This is a genomic window from Borborobacter arsenicus, assembly GCF_003934165.1.
In the GTDB taxonomy this organism is placed as follows: Bacteria; Pseudomonadota; Alphaproteobacteria; order Rhizobiales; family Rhizobiaceae; genus Pseudaminobacter; species Pseudaminobacter arsenicus.
Genome location: NZ_RKST01000022.1, coordinates 73,484 through 91,122 on the forward strand (window position 1 = coordinate 73,484; position 17,639 = coordinate 91,122).

18 protein-coding genes and 1 tRNA gene are annotated in these 17,639 nt (G+C 60.4%); 9 read left to right on the forward strand and 10 right to left on the reverse strand.

Features of this window, described 5'->3' with window-relative positions; all coding sequences use genetic code 11:
• Positions 1-6: 6 nt before the first annotated feature.
• The 9 genes from EET67_RS21210 to EET67_RS21250 all read right to left on the reverse strand — a co-directional run bounded on the left by EET67_RS21210 (position 7) and on the right by EET67_RS21250 (position 9,149).
• The gene (locus tag EET67_RS21210) at positions 7-864 is read right to left on the reverse strand and encodes a TIGR01459 family HAD-type hydrolase (RefSeq protein ID WP_128628215.1); all 858 of its coding nucleotides are present in this window, start codon (positions 862-864) and stop codon (positions 7-9) included.
• Positions 865-985: 121 nt separating this feature from the next.
• Positions 986-1,498, reverse strand: coding sequence for a YbaK/EbsC family protein (locus EET67_RS21215; protein WP_128628216.1), 513 nt, complete (start codon positions 1,496-1,498; stop codon positions 986-988).
• A 14-nt stretch (positions 1,499-1,512) separates the two neighbouring features.
• The gene (locus tag EET67_RS21220) at positions 1,513-2,331 is read right to left on the reverse strand and encodes an MBL fold metallo-hydrolase (protein ID WP_128628217.1); all 819 of its coding nucleotides are present in this window, start codon (positions 2,329-2,331) and stop codon (positions 1,513-1,515) included.
• A gap of 3 nt (positions 2,332-2,334) precedes the next feature.
• Positions 2,335-3,129, reverse strand: coding sequence for a TatD family hydrolase (locus tag EET67_RS21225; RefSeq protein WP_128628218.1), 795 nt, complete (start codon positions 3,127-3,129; stop codon positions 2,335-2,337).
• A gap of 9 nt (positions 3,130-3,138) precedes the next feature.
• Positions 3,139-4,692 carry a methionine--tRNA ligase gene (gene metG, locus EET67_RS21230; protein ID WP_128628219.1) on the reverse strand — a complete coding sequence of 518 codons (1,554 nt, stop codon included), beginning with the start codon at positions 4,690-4,692 and terminating at the stop codon, positions 3,139-3,141.
• Between the two features lie 89 nt (positions 4,693-4,781).
• The gene (locus EET67_RS21235) at positions 4,782-5,837 is read right to left on the reverse strand and encodes a DNA polymerase III subunit delta' (RefSeq protein WP_128628220.1); all 1,056 of its coding nucleotides are present in this window, start codon (positions 5,835-5,837) and stop codon (positions 4,782-4,784) included.
• Positions 5,834-6,499 (reverse strand): dTMP kinase, encoded by a 666-nt coding sequence (tmk, locus tag EET67_RS21240; RefSeq protein ID WP_128628221.1) that lies wholly within the window; start codon positions 6,497-6,499, stop codon positions 5,834-5,836. Before tmk ends, EET67_RS21235 begins: the two co-directional genes overlap by 4 nt.
• An 80-nt stretch (positions 6,500-6,579) precedes the next feature.
• Entirely contained in the window at positions 6,580-7,743 is a 1,164-nt protein-coding gene (locus tag EET67_RS21245) for a D-alanyl-D-alanine carboxypeptidase family protein (RefSeq protein WP_128628222.1), read from the reverse strand.
• 185 nt (positions 7,744-7,928) lie between these two features.
• Positions 7,929-9,149: a septal ring lytic transglycosylase RlpA family protein gene (locus tag EET67_RS21250; protein ID WP_128628223.1), complete on the reverse strand. Its 1,221-nt coding sequence runs from the start codon at positions 9,147-9,149 to the stop codon at positions 7,929-7,931.
• A gap of 307 nt (positions 9,150-9,456) precedes the next feature.
• On the opposite strand from EET67_RS21250, the gene EET67_RS21255 reads away from it, so the two are divergent.
• The gene (locus tag EET67_RS21255; protein ID WP_245451102.1) at positions 9,457-10,836 is read left to right on the forward strand and encodes a PAS domain S-box protein; all 1,380 of its coding nucleotides are present in this window, start codon (positions 9,457-9,459) and stop codon (positions 10,834-10,836) included.
• A gap of 56 nt (positions 10,837-10,892) precedes the next feature.
• Here EET67_RS21255 and EET67_RS26655 read toward each other — a convergent pair whose 3' ends face one another.
• Positions 10,893-11,486, reverse strand: a complete 594-nt coding sequence (locus EET67_RS26655; RefSeq protein WP_425359539.1) for a hypothetical protein — start codon at positions 11,484-11,486, stop codon at positions 10,893-10,895.
• 204 nt (positions 11,487-11,690) lie between these two features.
• Between EET67_RS26655 and EET67_RS21265 the strand changes: the two genes are divergently transcribed.
• The 8 genes from EET67_RS21265 (at position 11,691) to EET67_RS21300 (ending at position 17,328) form a co-directional block, all read left to right on the forward strand.
• The gene (locus tag EET67_RS21265) at positions 11,691-11,903 is read left to right on the forward strand and encodes a hypothetical protein (RefSeq protein WP_128628224.1); all 213 of its coding nucleotides are present in this window, start codon (positions 11,691-11,693) and stop codon (positions 11,901-11,903) included.
• A 122-nt stretch (positions 11,904-12,025) separates the two neighbouring features.
• Positions 12,026-13,078: a hypothetical protein gene (locus EET67_RS21270; protein WP_128628225.1), complete on the forward strand. Its 1,053-nt coding sequence runs from the start codon at positions 12,026-12,028 to the stop codon at positions 13,076-13,078.
• A 527-nt stretch (positions 13,079-13,605) separates the two neighbouring features.
• Entirely contained in the window at positions 13,606-14,349 is a 744-nt protein-coding gene (locus EET67_RS21275) for a sulfite exporter TauE/SafE family protein (protein WP_245451104.1), read from the forward strand.
• Between the two features lie 149 nt (positions 14,350-14,498).
• Complete coding sequence (locus EET67_RS25710; protein WP_165899990.1) at positions 14,499-14,675, forward strand: hypothetical protein; 177 nt, start codon at positions 14,499-14,501, stop codon at positions 14,673-14,675.
• Between the two features lie 342 nt (positions 14,676-15,017).
• Positions 15,018-15,767 (forward strand): hypothetical protein, encoded by a 750-nt coding sequence (locus EET67_RS21285; protein ID WP_128628227.1) that lies wholly within the window; start codon positions 15,018-15,020, stop codon positions 15,765-15,767.
• The gene (locus EET67_RS21290; protein WP_128628228.1) at positions 15,764-16,219 is read left to right on the forward strand and encodes a carbonic anhydrase; all 456 of its coding nucleotides are present in this window, start codon (positions 15,764-15,766) and stop codon (positions 16,217-16,219) included. Before EET67_RS21285 ends, EET67_RS21290 begins: the two co-directional genes overlap by 4 nt.
• A 224-nt stretch (positions 16,220-16,443) precedes the next feature.
• The gene (locus tag EET67_RS21295; protein ID WP_128628229.1) at positions 16,444-16,887 is read left to right on the forward strand and encodes a universal stress protein; all 444 of its coding nucleotides are present in this window, start codon (positions 16,444-16,446) and stop codon (positions 16,885-16,887) included.
• A 351-nt stretch (positions 16,888-17,238) separates the two neighbouring features.
• Positions 17,239-17,328: transfer RNA gene (locus EET67_RS21300), tRNA-Ser, on the forward strand.
• Positions 17,329-17,639: the final 311 nt, after the last annotated feature.

A 17,639-nucleotide genomic window follows, 5' to 3' on the forward strand; every position in this document is an offset into this window, starting at 1 on the left:
GTGTTCTTACCGAAGTCGTGGGATGACCGCCACCGGGCGATGGCCGTGCTTTTCGAGAAATTCCGACAGGCGCTCGATATCCGGGTCAAGGGGATCGCCATAGTCGCGCGAGTGGATGCCACCGGAAACATAAAGCACGTCACAGCCATTGTCGGCCGCGCCCTTCACGTCAGTCAGCATGCCATCGCCGATCGCAAGCACTTGTTCAGCAGCGATCTCGCGCCCAGACACCTCCGACGCCGCTTTCAGCGCAGAGTCATAGATCGGGCGATGCGGCTTGCCGGCAATCAGCGTGCGACCGCCCAGTTGCGAATAGTCGCGCGCCAGCGCGCCCGCACACCAGAGCAGATCGTCTCCCCGTTCCACCACGATATCAGGATTGGCACAGATGAAGGGCAGGTTGCGTGAGCGGAAACGCCGCAGCATGTCGGCATAGTCTTCCGGCTGCTCGGTCTCGTCGTCGAACAGGCCAGTGCAGACCACCGCATCCGCCTCGAATTCCTCGACGAGTTCGCAATCGATACCGTCATAGATGGCCAGATCACGATCGGGTCCGAGGTGGAACAGCCGGCGCGGGGCCGCCCGAATCAGGTCGCGAGTGACATCGCCGGAGGTGACGACCCGATCCCAGGCATCTTCGGGCACCCCGATTGCCGAGAGTTGGGCCTCGACCCCTTCACGCGGGCGCGGTGAATTGGTGATCAGCACCACCGCAATGCCTCTTTGCCGGGCACGATGCAAAGCAGCGGCGGCGTCGGCAAAAGCCTCCACGCCATTGTGGACCACGCCCCACACATCACACAAAAGCGCTGCGTAGCGGCCGGCGATGGTGTCCAGGGTTTCGATCGTTTCGGGAGCACCCATGCATAGTCCTCGTTACGGCAGTCTCTGATCGCAATCGACGGCCTGCCGATGCGGCCTCGAATTAGCCGAAGGCCGCGCTCCTGTCACGAACCTTTCACCCATCCGGCGGGGCCTGCCCTCTCTATGCCGTCGGCTGAACATTGAATTGACCAAGTGGATTGCTGCGAGCGGCAAGATCGGCTGCTTGCGCCCTTGCCGCGGCAAACAGTGCCCTCGGCTCGGCTGCAAACACCGCATCATGCGCACCCGCAGCGGCCCAGACCTGGTCGAAGGACAGCAGCGTCTCATCCGCAAGGGCCTGAAGGGCAATGCGGTGACCTATGGGTGAAACGCCGCCTATGGCAAAGCCGGTTTCGTCGCGTATCTGGCGCGGGTCCGCCCGCTTCAGCGGTTCTGAAACCAATGCGGCCGCCTTGCCGATATCGAGCTGGTTCGTTCCCGATACGAGAAACAGATAGAGCCTGCCGCTTCGCTCGCCCTGGAAAATCAAAGACTTGACGATCTGCGCCACGTCACACCCGCATTGAGCGGCGGCTTCTTCAGCCGTGCGGGTCGATGCGCCCATGCGCCGGACAGTGATGTCAAGGCCGGCCGTCTGTGCCGCTTGCGTCACACGCTCAATGCTTCCGGACATATTGATCCTTCCCCTCAACCTGCCTGAAAAGAGACGTCCACCTGCATCCCGTCATAGGCCGGCTCGACATGGTCGGGTGTCTCGGCAGCGACCTTGGCGTAGTCCAGCGGTATATGCATATGCGTCAGGATTGCGCGCTTCGGCTGCAGGCGGCCGATCCATTCGAGCGCCTCGCCCAACGACAGATGACTCGGATGGCTGCGATATTGCAGCGCATCGATAACCAGCACCTCCAGCCCATGCAGCCGCTCGGCAGTGGCGGGCGGGAAATGGCTGACATCGGGACAATAGGCGATCGGCCCGACGCGGAAGCCCAGCGAGATGATGTCGCCGTGGATTTGCGGCAAGGGTTCGAAGGTCAGAATACCGCCCTCGCCTTCAATCACCACCGGATCCGAATGTTCGATCTCATGCGCCCGCAAGATCGGAGGATAGGAACTGCCCATCGGCGTTTCAAAACAATAGCCGAAGGCCTCGTGAAGCCGATCCAGAGTCGGCTGGTCGGCGTGAATATTCACCAATCGCCGCTGCTCCAGCACGAAACCGCGCAGATCGTCGATACCGTGGATATGGTCGGCATGGGGATGGGTATAAAGAACGGCGTCGAGCCGCTTCACACCCGCCATCAGCATCTGCTCACGAAAGTCGGGACCGGTATCGATCACCACGCGGGTAGTGGCGCCGTCGGCACGGATACGCTCCACCATGGCGGCGGCGCGCATGCGCCGGTTCTTCGGGTTGGCCGGATCGCAGTCACCCCAGTCGCCGGTTATGCGCGGCGTGCCGGGCGAAGAGCCACAGCCCAGGATGGTGAGCCGCAGGCGGTCCGCCATGCCTCAGGCTTTCCGTGATGCCGGCCTGGGCATCTTGTTGAATAGTCTGAAGAAATTATCGGTGGTGAGGGCAGCGATCTCGTCCGCTCCCACACCGATCGTCTCGCCAAGCACCCTTGCCGTGTGCGCCACATAGGCCGGTTCGTTGCGCTTGCCACGAAACGGCATCGGCGCGAGAAAGGGGGCATCGGTTTCCACCAGAAGCCGGTCATGCGGCAGATCGGCAGCGATCGCTCGCAATTCCTCGGATTTCTTGAAGGTCAGGATGCCGGAAAACGAGACATAGCCACCGAGCTTGACACCGGTTTCGGCCAGTGCGCGCCCTGAAGAAAAGCAGTGCAGGACGAATGGAAAAGCGCCCTTCCCGCTTTCGTCTTCAAGAATTGCGGCCATATCGGCATCGGCATTGCGCGCATGGATCACCAGCGGCAGGCCGGTCTGCCGCGCCGCCGCGATATGGGCGCGGAAGCTCTTGGCCTGCGCGTCGCGTGGCGCATTGTCGTGAAAATAGTCCAGCCCGGCTTCACCGATCGCCACCACCTTTTGATGTCGCGCCAAGCGCACCAATTCCTCGGCGGTCACATCCAGTTCCTCATCGGCGTGGTCCGGATGCGTGCCGACCGAGCAATAGACCTCCTCGAATTCCTCGGCGATGGCAAGTACTTGGGCAAATCGCTTCACGCGCGTCGAGATCGTCACCATGCGCTCGACGCCGCCTGCCTTGGCGCGCGCCACCATGGCGGCGCGCTCCTCGACAAAATCCGGAAAGTCGAGATGGCAATGGCTATCGACCAGCATGTTGACGCCTCAGGCCTCCGCCGCTTCCGGCTCCACGTAGCGCGGAAAGACCGGGGTCGGCGCGGGCAAGGCGGTTCCCGCCACCAGTGCATGCTCGTCCGACAGACGGTCGAAGTCACGCGCATCTTCCGGGACCGCCAGCAGGTCCAGCAGCTTGGCGGCAGAACCCGGAATGAAGGGCTGGCACAAAAGGCCGACGCGGCGGATGATCTCGGCCGTGGTGTGGAGCACCGTTTCCATGCGCTCCGGATCGGTCTTCTTCAGTGCCCACGGTTCCTGGCCCGCAAAATAGCGGTTGGCTTCCGCAACCACCGAGAAGATCGCGCCCAGCGCCAGATGAATCGCCTGTTCGGCCATGGCCTTGCGTGCCGTAGCAAGCGCCGCGTTCGCCTGGGCAAGCATTGCCTTGTCTGCCTCGCTCAGCGCTCCGCGCTTCGGCACCACGCCGCCGCAATTCTTGGCGATCATCGACAGCGAGCGCTGTGCCAGATTGCCGAGATCATTGGCGAGATCCGCATTGGTGCGATTGACGATCGCCTCGTGGCTGTAATTGCCGTCCTGGCCGAAGGGCACTTCGCGCAGCAAGAAATACCGCAACTGGTCGAGCCCGTAATGATCGACCAGTGCCAGCGGGTCGATCACGTTGCCAACCGACTTCGACATCTTCTCGCCGCGGTTGAACACGAAGCCATGCCCGAACACCCGCTTGGGCAATTCGATGCCCGCCGACATCAGGAAGGCCGGCCAATAGACGGCGTGGAAACGGGTGATGTCCTTGCCGATCACATGCACATCAGCTGGCCAGTAGTGCCAGCGCTGGGCATTCGTGTCGGGATAGCCGGCGGCGGTGATGTAGTTGGTCAGCGCATCGACCCAGACATACATCACATGCGCCTCATCGCCGGGCACTGGAATGCCCCAATCGAAGGTGGTGCGCGAGATGGAAAGGTCCTTCAGCCCTGACTTGACGAAGCTGACGATCTCGTTGCGCCGCTCGGACGGTCCGATGAAGCCGGGGTTTTTCTCGTAGAGCGCCAGAAGCTTGTCCTGATAGGCCGACAGGCGGAAGAAATAGCTCTCCTCCTCGACCCAATCGACAGGCGTGCCCTGCGGCCCATAGCGCAGCCCATCGGGGCGCAGTTCGGTCTCTTCCTCTCCGTAATAGGCCTCGTCGCGCACCGAATACCAGCCGGCATAGCCGCCCTTGTAGATGTCGCCATTGGCCGCCATCGCCTTCCAGATCGCCTGTGAGGACTCGTGGTGCCGCTTTTCGGTGGTGCGGATGAAATCGTCATTGGACGAGTTGAGCGCCGCCCCCATGCGCTGGAACTCAGCGGCATTACGGTCAGCCAGCTCTCTGGGCGAGATGCCTTCCTTGCGCGCCGTCTGCAGCATCTTGATGCCATGCTCGTCGGTGCCCGTCAGGAAGAAAACGTCCTTGCCGTCCAGCCGCTGGAACCGCGCCAGCGCGTCGGATGCGATCAGTTCATAGGCATGGCCGATATGCGGCTTGCCGTTCGGATAGGAAATAGCTGTCGTGAGATAGAATTTTTCGCGTGCCATGGTTGCACCGTCAGAATGTCGAGATGAAAAGATGTCGCGGTGAGATAACGCATCGGACTGGTGATTACCATCCCGACGCTCAACCAGCGTCACATTCGCATTGCGGCATTCAGGCGGTCGATCATGGTCAGCGCATGCTGCTTCTTGTCGAGATTGTAGGTCTGCGTTTCAGATACCGTGTTCAATGCGTCCTGCCAAGCATCCGACAGTGTTTTTGCCCGCGCCAGATCATTGGCGCGCCCGGCGGAGGCGGCGGCGTCCGAAAGCAGGTCCAATATATGCTTGTTGAAAAGATCGAAGGGGATTGCCTGGTCGCGCCCGGCGACGACCTCGGCAAGCTTGTGCGCGGCGGCGACATCCAGCCTCGGCGCGGCAGCGAGCTTGTCGATGGCATCGGCTACTTCCAGGCCGCCATATTGAGTGAGAAGCAATGCGGTCCTGACGCTGCCCCCTGCCCGCTCGGCCAGGGCAGCGCGCGCGGCCTCGCTATCAGGCAGCGGCGCGTGCGCGCCGACAAGGGCTGACGACAGCTCTTGCGCGGACAGAGGCGCCAGCCTGATCGTCTGGCACCGGGAGCGGATGGTTGGCAGCAGGCTGCCCGGCGAATGCACGATCAGAATGAATACGGTGCGCGCCGGCGGCTCCTCGAGGTTCTTCAGCAGGGCATTGGCCGCATTGGTGTTCATGTCGTCGGCCGGGTCGACGATCGCGACACGATAGCCGCCATCGTGCGACGTCATCGACAGGAAGCGGTTCACGCGGCGAATCTCATCGACCGTCAGCACCGTCTTGAAGGTCTTGGTCTTTTCGTTCAGCGGCCGGGTCAGATGAAGGATCGCCGGATGCGCCTCCATGGCGATCTGGCGAAAAAGCGGTGAGGCAGGGTCCGGCACGTCAAATCTGGGCGGCGCATCGGCGTGGTTCGGATATTTCAGCAGGTGATGCGCCAAGTGAAAGGCCAATGTCGCCTTGCCAATGCCGCGCGGGCCTGCCAGCAGCAGGGCGTGCGGCAGCTTTCCGGCGCGGTATGCGGCGGCCAGAAGGTCAGCCGTTTCACCGTGCCCGACCAGATTAGCGTTTTCCGCCGGCTCGGGCACGCCTTCCAGCGTGTCATGCTGTTCAGGCGCCAGGCGTTCGAACATCATCCCCTCCCCGTGTCGGGCGCGATGGCATTCGCGGCGAGCAGGCCAAAAACCGCCTCCGTCACTGCATTCTCGACAATGTCGCGATCCTGCGAGGTATCGATCACAATACAGCGTTCCGGCTCATCTTGCGCAATTTTCAGAAAAGCCTCGCGCCGCTTCTGATGAACGGCCAGCGTCTCCCTCTCGAAGCGATCGACGCTGTCATCGCCCCGGCGCTCGGTGGCACGTCGCAACCCTTCGGCGGGATCGATGTCGAGAATGATGGTCATGTCCGGCATCATGCCATTGACTGAAACCTGCTCGACCATCGCCAGGAAGGCCGGATCGAGATTGCCAGCGCCACCCTGATAAACGCGCCAGGAATCCACGAAGCGGTCGCAAAGCACGATGTCGCCACGCTCGATCGCCGGGCGGATCACCTGTTCGATATGGTCGGCGCGAGCGGCCGCAAACAACAGCGCCTCCATCTCAGGACCGAACACCTCTGCCGCCCCCGACAGGATGACATGGCGAACGGCCTCAGCCCCCGGCGAGCCGCCTGGCTCGCGCGTAAGGGTCAGGTTGTAGCCCTTTTCTCGAAGCCTGTTGGCAAGCCGCCGGATCTGGGTCGACTTGCCGGCGCCTTCTCCACCTTCGAACGTTATGAAAAGTCCGCGCGTCAAACCGTGGTTCCTGCTCAAGAGCGGCCGGGCGCTCAGCCATCTGCGCCCGTCTTATGTCGCACGGGCCGAAAGGTCCACGATCAACGTAGCCAACCCACCAGCAATTCGCCGACCGCATCGAGCGCGCGTCGGTGAAGCGGACCCAAAGCGACGCTTTCGGCGGCATAGAGCGGCGTCTCCTGGCTCAGCGTGTCACCCACCCACACCTTCAGCGTGCCGATCGGCGTGCCTTCCTCTACCGGCGCGATGATGGGGCCCTCATAGGCGACCCGCGCAATCAACCGGTCCCGGTTGGTGATCGGCACCAGGATCGAAATCGGTCCCTTTGCCTTCAGGGCGACACCGGATTTGGCACCGCCATAGACGCCGGCTTCCACCACCACCTCGCCGTCTGCAAAGAGCTCGGACTTCTGGAAGGCACGCATGCCCCAGTCGAGTAGCTTGCGAGCCTCCTCGGCACGCTCGCGTTCGCTGGTCATGCCGCTCAGCGCTGCAAAGACGCGCTTGCCGTCGCGGCTGACCGAGCCGACGATGGCGTAGCCGGATTCTTCCGTGTAGCCGGTCTTCATGCCGTCGGCGCCGATATCCATCGACAACAGCGGATTGCGGTTGCGCTGCGTGATCTTGTTCCAGGTGAAGTCGCGCTGTGAATAGTAGCGGTAGAATTCCGGATAAGTCTTCCAGATATGCATGCCGAGCTGGACCAGCTCGCGCACCGTGACGAATTGGCCATCAGCCGGCAGGCCGGTGGAATTCTTGAACACCGACTTGGGCAGGCCGATCTGCCGGGCGCGCTCCGTCATCAGGGCAGCGAAGTTCTCCTCGCTGCCGGCCATGCCTTCCGCGATGATGATACAGCCGTCATTGGCCGATTGGACGATGACGCCCTGGATCAGGTCCTCCAGCCGGATTTCCGACTTCAACGCGGCAAACATGGTCGATCCGCCTGAACTCGCCCCGCCCGTGCGCCAGGCGTTCTCGCTGACGGCAAAGGTGTCGTCGAGCGTATAACGTCCTGCCTTGATGGCATCGAACACCACTTCCATGGTCATCAGCTTGGCCAGCGATGCCGGCGGGATCAGCATGTCAGGATCTTTGGAAAACAGGATTGAACCGGTCTCGGCATCGACCATGAAGGCCGCCTTGGCCCTGGTTTCGAAGAGCTGCGCCTGCGCCTGCGCCGTGCACAGGAACAGCAGCAGCCCGAAAACCCAGGCGAGCGCTGACGATAGACGAGATTTCATGTTGCCCTGCCCCGCTGAATTCAGAAACGGCGGAAATCCTGCCGTTTCTGCCTGTCCGCGCATCGTCCCGTCCGCAGAGTGGTCTTTCAGGCGATGCTCACCTGCCGAAACGCTATCAGGATTTTCGACCGGGGATCAACCGGGCCGTGTGGCAAAAGGATGAGCCGTTACCCGTGCGCAACAACTCAATTACGCACCGTCATGGCATCCGAAGCACCGTTCGACCATGCTGCCTCCAGCATCTCATCAATGGAGGCGCGGCCATTGCCGTAAAGGTTGACCGTATAGAGTCGGGCACTATCGATCTCGGATGTCTCGATTGCTGTCCGGCCGATATTTGAAAGCGTGCGGGCATGACGCTTGGCCTCAGCTTCGCTCTCAAAGGTTCCAACCGCCACGTAAGGCTGTGACACAGCATCCACGCCACCATTCGGGTTGAGGCGCTTCCAAGACTGGGCGATATCGGCCGAAGTCATGCCATTGTCCAAGGCCGCAAAAGCGGTGGCGGCACTGCGGACGCGATCATCGGCATAAGACATGGTGGCAAGGGCCAACTGCGTCGGTGCCAGCGTGTCCGCGGGACGCTCCGGCACCAGGGGGCCGAATTCAGGCAATATGAAATTGCCGAAGGCCACCATTTCCGGGTTCGTCGGCACGGGCACCGCATCGGTCATTGTGCCGGGGAACGGCGCCGATGCCGATCCGAGACCCACGCTTGGCGTCGGCCCGTTCATGGCAATCATCACGCCGGTCGGCAGGCCATCGGAAGGATCGGGCGCGCGGTTGCCAGGGCGGTAGGATGCCATCAGATATTGCTCGTCGCGGCCGTCGAGCGGCGCGCGCCCGACATATTCCACCTGCACCTTGGCGGTTCCGGCGTGGGTGTAGTCGAGCATCTCGGCTGCACGCCGTGAAAGGTCGATCAAGCGGCCATCGTGGTACGGGCCGCGATCATTGACCCGCACAACCACCGAACTGCCGTTTTCCAGATTGGTCACGCGGGCATAGCTCGGCAGCGGCATCGTCGGGTGCGCCGCCGTCAGATGCGTCATGTCATAGATTTCACCATTCGCAGTCAGCCGGCCATGGAAGGCATCGCCATACCAGGATGCGCCACCGACCTTCTTATAGTTCTTGTCTTCCTTGGGGTAATACATCTTGCCGCGGACCTTGTAGGGCTGGCCAAGCTGGTCGCGCCCCCCACCACGCTTCAGATTCGAGCGCGCGGTGGTAACGCGAGGACTCGCCTTGACCCCATATTCGGACTCGGCGAAATATTCCTTCGACCGCTTCTTGGACGAAGTCTTGGGTGCAGGGGATGCGCAGGCGGCAAGAAAGGCGGCAGACAGCGCAAAAACGGCAATCGTGGAAACGTGGCGCAAACGCCAGCGTGCCAAAGTCAGCATTAACGATTGTCCCCTAGCAACTCAAACGCCACACAAAACACAAAAGTGAACGCCGCCAATATGCCGAAAGCACATGGCCGGCGCTTCAACCCCGCTTCTCCATCGCAGGAATTGCTTAGCACGCTATTAACCGAATGTGTCTGCAAGCGGGCGAGAATGTGGCGCATCACCGCGCACGCCAGCGCTATTTAGGACTGGTCAATCGTGACAGTTGTTCCATATGCTTCTAATATTGTCATGGGGTTTGGGAGCGGCATGACGGTTCCCGAGAGAGGACGTCGTTGTCTTGTCGAGGCGTGAATTACCTTTGCTGACGGCAGATTCGATCATCGAGGAGAAGTCCGCTCGGGCGCTCGATGCGCTTCCGGCTGCAATCTACATGACGGATGCGGAAGGACGACTCACCTACTTCAACGATGCCGCAGCAGAACTCTGGGGCTATCGTCCGCCGCTCGGCAAAGCCCAATGGTGCGGGTCCTGGCAGTTGCAAAGCGCTGACGGCCATCCATTGGCCCATCAGGACTGCCCGATGGCGATCGCGATCAAGGAGAACCGCGCAATCCAGGCTGCGCCGGCGATTGCCGTTCGCCCTGATGGAACAAGCATCCCGTTTCTCGCCTTTCCCGCACCGCTCAGGGACGAATCAGGTGCCGTCGAGGGCGGAGTAAACCTGCTCATCGACATTTCCCAGCACAGGAAGGCTGAAGAACTGACCTATCGCCTTGCTGCCATCGTCGAATCTTCCGACGATGCGATCGTCAGCAAAAATCTGAACGGCGTCATCACAAGCTGGAACCGTGGGGCCGAGAGGCTATTTGGATATTCGGCAGACGAGGCCGTGGGCAAGCATATCACTCTGCTCATTCCCAAGGGCCGGGAGAGCGAGGAAGAAACGATCCTGGCCAGCGTCGGGCGCGGCGAGCGCGTCGACCATTTCGATACCGTCAGACGACGCAAGGACGGTACCAGCGTACAAGTGTCCCTGACAGTGTCTCCGATCCGGAATGCCTATGGCACCATTATCGGCGCCTCGAAGATTGCCCGGGACATTACCGAGCGTAAGGACAGTGAGAATCGCATCCGCATGCTCATGCGCGAGGTGAACCACAGGGTGAAGAACCAGTTCGCCGTGATCCTTTCCATGATCAGGGAAACGAACAAGCGAGCCGGAACCGCCGCCGAATTCGAACGCCAGATCAGGGAGCGTATCATGGCATTGTCGCGCTCGCACGACCTGCTGGTCGACGGCGAATGGCGCGGCGCCACATTGCACGATCTGGTGGTCACCCAGGTCCAGCCTTTCAGCGACGAGAACCGGATACGGGCGTCGGGCGAACTCATCGTGCTCTCGACGGCGGCGGTTCAATATCTCGGGATTGCGCTGCATGAACTCGCCACCAATTCGGCCAGGCATGGGGCCTTGTCCAACCCCACCGGCAAGGTGGATATCACCTGGACGATCTCGGAGGGCGAGGCCCCGCATCTTCGTCTGACCTGGACGGAAACCGGCGGCCCGGTGGTGGGCAAGATCTCGCGCAGCGGTTTTGGCAGGGTGGTGCTTGAGCGGGTCGCACCGTCTGCAGTCAATGGCGTCGGCCACCTCAGCTACCGGCCGAGCGGCATCGTCTGGACGCTCGACGCGCCGCTGAACTCGATCGAAGCCGCAAGCCGCAAGGCGGATTTGTAAGCTCTCCTGGAGTTGTGCGTCCCCGGTGTCCCCGCCCACTGGGTCGGCCGCCGCCTTTAGCTTGGCTTCTTGGTGATAAGCGTCAGTGCGCCATCCTGACTCATGCTGGCTGCGATAACATGTGCGGAAGTGAGCCCCTTGGCTTCGAGCGCCGATTTGGCCTGCGGCGATGAATCCACCGAACTGCGCAGCTTCTGGAGTTCCGCCTCACCGCTCTGTGCCACCACCTGGTCGATTTGCGTCTGGGTGTTTTCCGGCAATTCCTTGATGTCGACAACCGTGACGCTCTGGATGCTTGGCGCGGCGGCGGGCGCCTCCGGCGTGGTGGGCGCAGGTGCCGCAGGCGGTTGCGCCGGCTGTTCCTGAGCACTGGCAGCGGCGGCAAATATCATCGCGGCCGCAGCCATTGGAATCATTAACTTGCGCATGTCCATTCCTTTCCATTGATGCACCGTCCTGGGGTGACCCACCAAGGTCACCTGACGAATAAGCCGGGAACCTGCCCCCGAGAGGGTTTTTCGGAGGTGAAAGGATGGCGAAACCTTGCGCATCACCCCTTTGGGTATGGCCAGGCGTGACGACAAAGCGGCGCCGGCGGAATGCAGGGCCGACGCGACGCGCACCGGATACTCCATTCGGATGATACCCATTCGTCTAATGCGCCGTATCATCGACCTGGCAGCTGTGCCACATTTGAAGTGCGGCAGACCCCTCCAACGGAAAACCGCGCTGGCCGGCGCGAGACCCCAAGCCCCCGCCCGCGCGCCGGCCAGTTGCAAGCGAAGGATTTCGACGGTCTCCGGGTGACCTAGACGTCGAATTGTGCTTTCCTTCGCTTCTGGGAGGGGATGCTGATGAAAGTATTCGTTCGCCCCGGAAAGCGCGAACGTCCCCCGAGGCTGATCTTCGATGCCGCGATCGATGATGGCGACATTGTCGTGGAAAACGGGGAGCTCAAGCTGTCCATCATTGCAGACGATATCTACACGAAGAACGCCACCCAGCGTTACACGATCGCCCTCGATGCGGAAGATCGTGCGTGTATCGATCGCGCCTCGAAAGTGTAGCTCCGGTGCCCCGTTGGCTGCCGGCTCCTATTTGACGGCCGTCCCTGACACGAAAATTTATTGGACATCATTGCGGTTCATTCTAGTTCTAACGCGCGGCGGGGTTGCGGAAGGACATTAAGATGACGCGAGTCAGGAATTTATTGCTCGGTGCGGTATCGGCATTGGCCATTGCTGCACTGCCGATCAATCTCACTTCGGTCTTGACGGGCGATCTCGGCCCGGCCGCAGCTTATGCAAAAGGCGGCGGCAATGGTGGCGGAAACGGGGGTGGTAACGGCGGCGGCAATGGTCATGGTGGCGGGAACGGAAAAGCTGGCGCCGCCGAACATGGCAAGTCGGCCGATGCTCGCGGCCACACGAAATCATCGTCGCCTGGCGGCAAGTCAGTCTCGCGCTCGGTTGGCAACATGTTTGGTTCTGTCTTCGGCACGGAGCGGTCACGCGTAAAAAACGCCACCGCGAGCACATCGGCAACTCGAGCCAAAACGGTCGGATCACATAACAAGGCGGCGCTTCCGGCAACGGTCCCCCTACCCGACGTCAAGCCGAAGAATTTCCATGCCAAATTGGCCGGCCTTAACTCGCTCAAACGCAACTATCACGCTTATCTGAACAGCCAGTCGCCCCGGATGGCCGCTATTTCTGCCTTCGTGACGGCCTCGGCTAACCTCGACTTGGCGCAGGAGGATGCCGCCAAAGCGGCCGCCGCACTGGCAGAGGCACAAGCCAGCTTTGCCGCCGCGGTCGAGATGGCAGCCCTCACACCTTACGACGATGCCGTTGGCGTCTACGACAATGCGACGGTGGAGAGCCTGACAGCACGATTGGCGGATTTGAATGCCGCGACTGTGGCGCCTGAGGATCTTGCTGCCTGGGAGGCCGAGGTCTCGGCAGTCGAGGCGTTGCTGGACAGTGCGGAAGCAGACGCCGTGACCAGCGCGGAGACATCACTTGATGAAGCGGAACTGGCCGCCGCTGCCGCTGAAGTCGGCACGGACGACGAAGCGCTCAAGGCCGCATTGCTTGACGCGACCAACGAAAATCGCGTTTCAGAATATGGCGACGACTATGTCGACGATGAAATGATGGACTGGGCCAAGGATCTGCTCGGCGTTGGTGACGCCTACGGCAAGATCGATGAGGTTCGCGAGTCGATGGCCGCAAGCGAATAAGCGGCGAGGTCGAAAAAAGCCCGCTGTCTCGGGTAAGGCAGCGGGCATGAATTGAGAGTCCGCTACAGCGCCCTTCGTCTCTTGATCGATCTTCAATCGCCCGGCGCACCCGCAGAACCGCTGAAACGATCCGTTCCGGCCGAGGCTTTGCAACCCGCAAAAGGCGGCGGCCTGGGATGGGATAACGGTCCTGGAGCCTTTCAGGATCATACGGAACCGGGCTGTTTGTCCGATGGCGAGGCGATCGGCCAGGCGGCGCCGGCCGGTGTGGGCCATCGGCCAAGTCCGGCCGACGAAGCGGGCGCCCGCCAGCGGCAAACCCTGCGGACCGGGTGAATTCGGGCCAAATCCTTCGGGCTTCGGACCCTGGTACGCCCGGCGCCGAAGCCCTCGACCTTGATCCCAAATTCCCGCCGACAGAACCGTTTCCGTATGATCCTGAAAGGCTCTAGTGGGAGGCGGGCATTGCGCTTCGCCTCATGGTAGGGCAAATCGCGCTAGCTTTACCATTATGAGACAGGATAATCGTGCATTCGCCTACCGAGTTAACTTTTGTCGGCCTTGCTGGTTTGGTTGCAGGCTTGGCTCGTGGATTTTCCGGCTTCGGCGGTGCGTTGATATTTGTTCCGATGGCTTCGGCCATTATGGGGCCAAAAATTGCATCTGCACTTCTGCTGGTCATCGATGGAACTATGTCGCTCGGCATGTTGCCGGAAGGTTGGAAGAGAGCCAATCGACGAGAAGTCTTTACGATGGTGATCGGGGCACTCGTTGGAATCCCCCTCGGCACTGCAGTTCTTGCCTTCGTTCCCTCAGTTCCTCTGAGATGGATTATCTCGATAGTCGTGCTGTGCCTTCTTGCCTTCCTGATATCCGGCTGGCGCTATCGACATCGCCCCAAGCCACACCTGACGATCAGCGTCGGAGGATTGTCTGGTCTCTTCGGGGGAGCCGCACAGATGTCAGGGCCGCCTATCGTGGCATATTGGCTTGGCGGCGGGGATCGGCCCCTCACCGTTCGGGCAAACCTAGTTCTATTCCTAGGCATTTCCAGCGCTGTCTCTGCGGTTGTCTATGCTATTGGGGGGTTGCTCACGGCCCAGGTGCTGCTCATCTCGCTTTTCGTCGGCCCCTGCTACGGCATTGGAGTGCTCATCGGATCCAAAATGTTTACAGTGGCGAATGAAACGGCCTTCCGCCACATCTGCTTCATGTTGATCGCTATCTCGGCCCTGGTTGGGCTCCCGCTTTTCGACGGATTGCGGCCCTGAAGGCCAGTTGCATCGTCGAAGCCGAATATAAACCCGCCCCGGCGGACAGGTTGGAACAATTCGGCCCAGCCGAAGCCATCTCTTTGACAATGCGCAAAGAAGCCTTTCGCCGATCAGCTAGATCGTCCTGGTCGGTAAGGAGATACGCCATGTTGACTGAGACAACTCGAACAAAAACCATGTTGGTGATAATGCTGTTGGCTGTCGTGGCGGCGATCACCGCCGTCGTCACCGTCAGCAATACACCAATTCAAGCACTGATCTTTTGCGCTATGGCCGCTACTGCCGCGATTTTTTCAGCCCTGCTCGTCGTCGCGGTGAACTAGCATCGCAACCGAGTATTCGCACGTCTTTAGCCCGCCTGGGGCTTTTCGCGCGCCTATCGTCGTGGGCCTCGCGGTCGATCGATCGACGCCTTCGACCGTTCCTTCAACGTGGCAATGTCTTCCACCGGCCGCGGACGAGGATGGACCAGCGTAGCTTCTGCCATCTGCTGGTCTTGTAACGGCGGCGCCATTCCTATGCATGATCCCGGAAGCGGCTGCGCTAACGCCCGTCTCGCGAGCAAGTTTGCCAACCAGAGGCTTTATGGTCTTCAACTGGCCATAGACACTGCTCACTTGCCTTTCTCAGGGGCTTGGGCCAGCTTCTCATTTGGGAGGACGGGCATGATGAACAATCTCGTATGGTCGGGCGCTGTTGTTGCCCTCCTCGCGGCGGTTAGCAGCGCACATTCTGAAAATCTTCAATGGTTCAGTAACCAGTATGACGAGACAACCGTTCTCGCCTACGGGATGCCCGATACAGATTATGCCCCCATCGTATTCAACTGCGACATGGGCGATGAGAGTGCTCGCGTGTTCGTAACCCACGATGCGCCGGACGCCGAAGACGGCCAGCAAATGAATATCAGGCTGTCGTCAGATGCGGGATCGGTTGAGCTCACTGCCATCGGGCAATTCCAAGAGATAGACGATTTGTTCCATCTTGAAGCGCAAGCCAGGCTGGATCAGAAACTCGTGCGCATCCTGTCAGCCGGTGATATTCTGCAAGTATCAATCGAAGGCGAGACCCAGGAAATTCCGCTTGCTGGCGCAGACGATAAGGTCGGCGTGCTCGTGGCAGCCTGCGAAGCGCCGCTTAACCCGAACGACATTGAGTTCAGAATTACCAACAGAACCGAGACGCCGGTAGTCAGCTTTCTGTTCTCAGAGCGGGGCGTAAACGACTTCGACGGCGACACGTATGGAAATCAAGTCCTGCTGCCAGGTGAAAGCACCTATCTGGTGATCCCCGATGGGAAGCCAGCTTGCACCTTCGATCTGAGAGCCGAATTCGATGAGGACGCAGAACGTGACCCGTTCGATGGGTTCCAAAACCTCTGCGAGGATAGCGAATTTCTTGTGACTGGAGAATGAGATCGATCAGCTATCATAGGCCGCACCCGCTTGCACCTGCGCTGCACTACACGGCTTGCCACGGCGAGCCACGTTTTATTAGCTTTGATTTTTTTCAAAGAGGGGCACCGTGCTTACATGATGAAGTTGCAGGCGCGAAAGCGGTAGTCGTTCTTGGCCATAACTCCTGCGGCTCTATCAAGGCCGCGATCGATGATGTTGAGGTGGGCAACATCACCGCGATGCTCAAAAATCTTAAGCCGGCACTTTCCGTCCTCGATAAGTCCGACGGGCCACGGAAATCGGACAATCAATTTTTGGTGCAGAAAATCGCTGAAGAGAACGCCCGCCAAACAGCAGCCAGTCTCACAGACCGCAGCCCGATCATCCGGCACCTTGCCGATGCTGGAAAGCTCACCATAGCCGCTGCAATGCATGACCTTACAAGCGGCAGGGTCTCCTGGCTTACATAAATGCCTTGGGAGGCTGGCGGACCGTTATCACGCTGTCCATTCCCACCGGCTCGCTCACTCTCCTGAGGCTGCTGTCTCTAATGGAGCGGCGCTACAGCGTTACTTTCCGGTCCGGTCCCCCAACCCTTTGCTCGGCTGAGTGCCGTCCTGATCCTGTTTGACCTATCGCAAGCCAGTGCCGGCATAAATTGTTATGCTCCTTTGACAATTAAGGAGGACAGCGCATGTACACGCATATCCTTATCTCGACAGATGGCTCCGAACTGGCCCAAAAAGGCGTCGACCACGGCCTTTCCTTGGCAAAGGCGCTCGGCAGCAAGATTACGATCATTACGGCGACCGAACCATTTCCGGTACCGACTGGCACGGCTGCCTGGGTTGTCACGCCCAATGATATCGCCGGCTATACGGCGGATCGCAAGAAGGAAGCAGAAGAGTTGCTTGCTTCGATTAAGGCGAAGGCAGAGAAGATGGGCATCAAGGCCGACACGGTCCATGTACCTGATGCCAGGGCCGCAGCGGCCATTCTGCAAACGGCACAGCAGGCCTCATGCAACCTGATTGTCATGGCATCCCATGGCCGTCGCGGTGTGAAGCGACTGCTCCTTGGCAGCCAAGCCGCTGAAGTTGTCTCCAGCAGCCCTGTGCCTGTCTTAATCGTAAGATAGAATGCTCATGCGAGGCGGCCCCTTCGGCGACCGTCGCCTAGGGTCAGGACCTGTTCCGCACGTCGCCTTCCAAGGGCTACGGCATACTCAGATCACCCCCTGTTGCGCAGCGGCGTTCCTGTCCATGTCGTGTCTGCCCGGGTCGGCCACGCCAACCCATCGGTGCCGCTGAATATCTATGCGCATCTTCTGCGTGGTCAGCAGGAAGCCGCAGCAGCGGTGGTTGACTTAGACCTAACTGCCGCACTACAGGATTGAAGTGCGAATATTCGCGGAAGGCTCCGGTGCCAATTCGGTGCCGACTAGCGAAAGATGGTCGAGCAATTTCCTAAGTGATTGAAAAATTGCGATGGAGGGATGGCCGAGCGGTTTAAGGCACCGGTCTTGAAAACCGGCGTGGCAGCGATGTCACCGTGGGTTCGAATCCCACTCCCTCCGCCAACAGCCCCTGCCCCAACATTCTCCCTTGCCAATGTTGACGCCCGGAATGGCGCAGAACTGCGGGTTTTCGGGCCAAAGCTGTTGACTGTGCTAACCAGCCATAACACCTATTTCGTTCTCTCTCCGGCGGTATTTGTCAATCGGCACCCAAAACTGACCCCATATCGGCGCCCAATTTTGACCCCCTTGCTCTGCTCTGTAGATCAGCGCTTGGCCTGCCCGGCGCTGGCCGGGGTTGCAGAGGGTAGGCCAAGCGCGGGTGGAGGGTTATCTTCGGCTTTAGATTCCATGAGGCGTGAACCGCGCCCGGC

Bases quoted from the DNA above. Each gene is read 5' to 3' on its own strand.
- EET67_RS21250 (WP_128628223.1), bottom strand. From the start codon at position 9,149: ATGCTGACTTTGGCACGCTGGCGTTTGCGCCACGTTTCCACGATTGCC.
- EET67_RS21215 (WP_128628216.1), bottom strand. From the start codon at position 1,498: ATGTCCGGAAGCATTGAGCGTGTGACGCAAGCGGCACAGACGGCCGGC.
- EET67_RS21265 (WP_128628224.1), top strand. From the start codon at position 11,691: ATGAAAGTATTCGTTCGCCCCGGAAAGCGCGAACGTCCCCCGAGGCTG.
- metG (WP_128628219.1), bottom strand. From the start codon at position 4,692: ATGGCACGCGAAAAATTCTATCTCACGACAGCTATTTCCTATCCGAAC.
- EET67_RS21245 (WP_128628222.1), bottom strand. From the start codon at position 7,743: ATGAAATCTCGTCTATCGTCAGCGCTCGCCTGGGTTTTCGGGCTGCTG.
- EET67_RS21290 (WP_128628228.1), top strand. From the start codon at position 15,764: ATGAGATCGATCAGCTATCATAGGCCGCACCCGCTTGCACCTGCGCTG.
- EET67_RS21220 (WP_128628217.1), bottom strand. From the start codon at position 2,331: ATGGCGGACCGCCTGCGGCTCACCATCCTGGGCTGTGGCTCTTCGCCC.
- EET67_RS26655 (WP_425359539.1), bottom strand. From the start codon at position 11,486: ATGGGTATCATCCGAATGGAGTATCCGGTGCGCGTCGCGTCGGCCCTG.
- EET67_RS25710 (WP_165899990.1), top strand. From the start codon at position 14,499: ATGTTGACTGAGACAACTCGAACAAAAACCATGTTGGTGATAATGCTG.
- EET67_RS21295 (WP_128628229.1), top strand. From the start codon at position 16,444: ATGTACACGCATATCCTTATCTCGACAGATGGCTCCGAACTGGCCCAA.
- EET67_RS21210 (WP_128628215.1), bottom strand. From the start codon at position 864: ATGGGTGCTCCCGAAACGATCGAAACCCTGGACACCATCGCCGGCCGC.
- EET67_RS21270 (WP_128628225.1), top strand. From the start codon at position 12,026: ATGACGCGAGTCAGGAATTTATTGCTCGGTGCGGTATCGGCATTGGCC.
- EET67_RS21235 (WP_128628220.1), bottom strand. From the start codon at position 5,837: ATGATGTTCGAACGCCTGGCGCCTGAACAGCATGACACGCTGGAAGGC.
- EET67_RS21225 (WP_128628218.1), bottom strand. From the start codon at position 3,129: ATGCTGGTCGATAGCCATTGCCATCTCGACTTTCCGGATTTTGTCGAG.
- EET67_RS21285 (WP_128628227.1), top strand. From the start codon at position 15,018: ATGATGAACAATCTCGTATGGTCGGGCGCTGTTGTTGCCCTCCTCGCG.